Below are 3,349 nucleotides of genomic sequence, written 5' to 3' on the forward strand. Positions count from 1 at the left end.
GCTTTTTCTAGCTGAGACGTATCGGCATAATTACGGCTGGGTCATGATGTTTTCTAAGGAACAAAACGTTCCTGATGGGAGAACAGATCATGACTGGTACACGAAGAAAACCGGCAGTTCTTGGGCCGTTTATCCAGGATTTTCAGGCTCATGTGTTGTCACTGGGTTATACGCCAGGGTCAACGCGCGGGATGTTGAAGGTCGTTGGTCAGCTTGGCCGGTGGCTGGCTGACCAACATTTACAAGTTGCAGACTTTAGTGAAGCACTGATCGAGCCGTTTATACACGATCGCAAGGCAGCAGGCTACCGGCAGGTCCAGCATCGTCGGGTCTTTATGTTGCTCTTGAATTTTTTACGTGACCAGGGTGCAGTCCCGGCGATCGTAGATATACCGAGCAGTGAACTCGATATTTTCATGGAACTGTATCGAAACTGGTTGGTCAACACCCGTGGCCTGGCTGCTACGACCGTACTACGGTATGTAAATCTGGCTCGGCGATTTCTCACGGAGCCAGGCAGCAGTGGCTTGAGCATGATTAACCTCCAAGCGCTACGTGGTGGAGATGTTTCGGATTTCTTGATGGCTGAGGTCTCTCGGGTGAGTCTTGGGGCTGCCCGTGGTCGTGTAGCGGAGCTGAGGTCCCTGCTGCGCTATTTACAATCTCAGGATCTGGTCCAAGGTGATTTGGCTGCCAGCGTCCCGTCGATAGCAGGGTGGCATGCCGCTGGGCTTCCAGACTCACTAAGTGCAGCTGATGTGCAAAAACTGCTTGATTCCTGCGATGGGACCCGTAAGTCAGATCCACGGGATGGCGCCATCCTGGCGTTGTTAGCGCGGTTGGGGCTGCGATCTGTGGAAGTTGCAGGGTTGTTGCTTGATGACATTGACTGGTCGGCCGGCGAGCTTTGGGTCAGAGGGAAAGGCCGACGCGGTGATCGGTTGCCATTACCAACCGATGTCGGTGAAGCACTGGTGCAGTATGTGATGCATCATCGACCCACAACCGATGCTCGCCAAGTGTTTTTCACTGAGCGGGCACCTCGAAAACCCATCGCTCCTGATCTGGTGTCGGATGTCGTGCGACGAGCGTGTCGACGCAGTGGGCTGGCTGTGGTTGGGGCCCACCAGTTACGCCATGCATTAGCAACTGACTTGTTGGCGCATGATGTTTCGTTGCTCGAGATCAGTCAGGTGTTACGACATCGAGATTTAGCCACGACGGCGGTCTATGCCAAGGTCGATTTGCTGTCTTTACGCTCCGTGGCAGCACAATGGCCCGGTGATCAGTGATGAAGACGCTTCAACGAGGGTTAGATGACTATTTGCAGTTACGCCGGGCAATGGGATATCAATTAGCGGAGGCCCACCGGCTGTTGCCTCGGTTCGTGTCCTGGATGGACCACACCGGCCAGCACACCATTAGCATTGCAGCGGCACTGGAATGGTGCCAACTACCGGAGGCTGATCCGGGAAGTACGGTGTGGCCCAAACGGATGACAGCGGTTCGCGGGTTCGCCCGGTTTATGGCAGGACGAGATCCTGACACCCAAATCCCTCCGGTGGGATTACTTCCGCATCGACGGCATTGGCGAACACCGTATATTTATTCTGCTGACGATGTTGCTTCGCTGATGCGCCAAGCCACCAAAAGTCTGGATCCACGGTTACCCGCGAGAACTTATGCCACCGCTATCGGACTGTTGGCAGCAGCTGGTCTTCGCATTGGCGAGCTCATCAATCTGAACCGCGGCGATGTTGATTGGCAGCACGCAACGCTGTTGATCAGAGAATCTAAATTCGCCAAGACTCGCATCGTACCGCTGACTGACACCACGATGTCGGCACTTCAGGACTATACAGCGTTTCAAGATGCGCTGCATGCACCAACGAAAACGTCTGCGTTTTTTCTGACCATTACCGGCAAACGATTGATATATACAACGGTCAGCACCACATTTCGGATGTTGTGCACACAAACTGCCATCGGCGCTCAACGCCAGCGACCCCCAAGATTGCACGATCTCAGACATACATTTGCAGTCAACACGCTGGTCCGTTGGTACCGCCAAGGCCTCAACGTGCATGCCAAGATGCCCTATTTATCGGCCTACCTGGGTCACCGCGATCCCACATCAACGTACTGGTATCTGTCTGCGGCACCAGAATTATTGGCTCTTGCTGCCGACCGTATCGAAGACACCACCAGCATCAAGGAGCAACAGTCATGACGCGTATCAGCACCACGGTGGAATTATTCTTTACTCAACGATTAGTCAAACAACGCCAAGCCAGTGCCCATACCATCGCCGCTTACCGAGATACCTTGCGTCTGCTGTTTGAATTCGTCCAAGACCGCACCTCGAAATCCCCTACCGAATTCGACTGGGAGGATCTCGATCACGACACCATCAGCGCTTTTCTCGATGACCTAGAGCTCACCCGTAAAAACAGTCCTCGAACCCGAAATGCTCGTCTAGCAGCGATCCGTTCTCTGTTCAGTTACGCTGCCATTCGGCATCCTGAACATGCTGGATTGATCGCTGCTATCTTAGCGCTGCCACCCAAGCGCTTCGAACAGTCTACGATTTCGTATCTCACCCCACCAGAAGTTGACGCCTTACTTGCTGCACCCGATCGGTCTCGGTGGGAAGGCCGCCGAGACCATGCTTTGTTTATGCTGGCGATTCAGACTGGACTCCGGGTTGCTGAGCTGACCAGCTTGCAATGCGCAGACGTTAGTTTCAGTCCAACGGCCTATGTGCACTGTCTGGGCAAGGGCCGCAAGGAACGGGCTATCCCGCTGACCGCTTCCACTGCCCAGACGCTGCAACTTTGGTTGACAGAGCTCAATGCAGCACCTCAGACACCGCTCTTTCCGACCCGGAAAGGAAGACATCTCAGCCGAGACGCCGTGCAGCAGCGCTTGACTACCCATAGTCAAACTGCTGCAACCACCTGCTCGACATTGCAAAACAAGCGCATCAGTCCGCATACGCTACGCCACACCGCCGCAATGACACTACTACGCGCCGGGGTCGATGCAACGGTCATCGCCTTGTGGCTGGGCCATGCCGATATCCGCTCAACGAACGCCTACCTCCAAGCCGATATGACTATCAAAGAACGGGCACTAGCCATGATGACACCAACTACAACCGTCCCTGGCCGATACACGCCGCCAGACGAGCTCCTCGCGTTCCTCAACTCACTGTAATTATGCCGATACGTCTCAGCTAGAAAAAGCTGTCAAAGGCAGTGTTCTCAACGATCGGAGCCACCCGTCAGCAGACTTATCGACATAATCCCCACCTCGGCATAAATCGATTTATGCAGATATCGCCATAAAT

3 protein-coding genes are annotated in these 3,349 nt (G+C 54.3%); all 3 read left to right on the forward strand.

Features of this window, described 5'->3' with window-relative positions; genetic code table 11:
* The first annotated feature begins 89 nt into the window (after nt 1-89).
* From ACYVJT_RS15125 to ACYVJT_RS15135, 3 genes are read left to right on the forward strand one after another with little or no spacing between them, the layout of a single operon-like run.
* Nucleotides 90-1,292 carry a tyrosine-type recombinase/integrase gene (locus tag ACYVJT_RS15125; protein WP_499418542.1) on the forward strand — a complete coding sequence of 401 codons (1,203 nt, stop codon included), beginning with the start codon at nt 90-92 and terminating at the stop codon, nt 1,290-1,292.
* On the forward strand, nt 1,292-2,230 hold the full coding sequence (locus tag ACYVJT_RS15130) for a tyrosine-type recombinase/integrase (protein WP_499418543.1): 939 nt from the start codon (nt 1,292-1,294) through the stop codon (nt 2,228-2,230). The genes ACYVJT_RS15125 and ACYVJT_RS15130 overlap by 1 nt, the downstream gene beginning before the upstream one ends.
* Nucleotides 2,227-3,216, forward strand: a complete 990-nt coding sequence (locus ACYVJT_RS15135; protein ID WP_499418545.1) for a tyrosine-type recombinase/integrase — start codon at nt 2,227-2,229, stop codon at nt 3,214-3,216. Before ACYVJT_RS15130 ends, ACYVJT_RS15135 begins: the two co-directional genes overlap by 4 nt.
* Nucleotides 3,217-3,349: the final 133 nt, after the last annotated feature.

The organism is Yaniella soli (assembly GCF_054782375.1).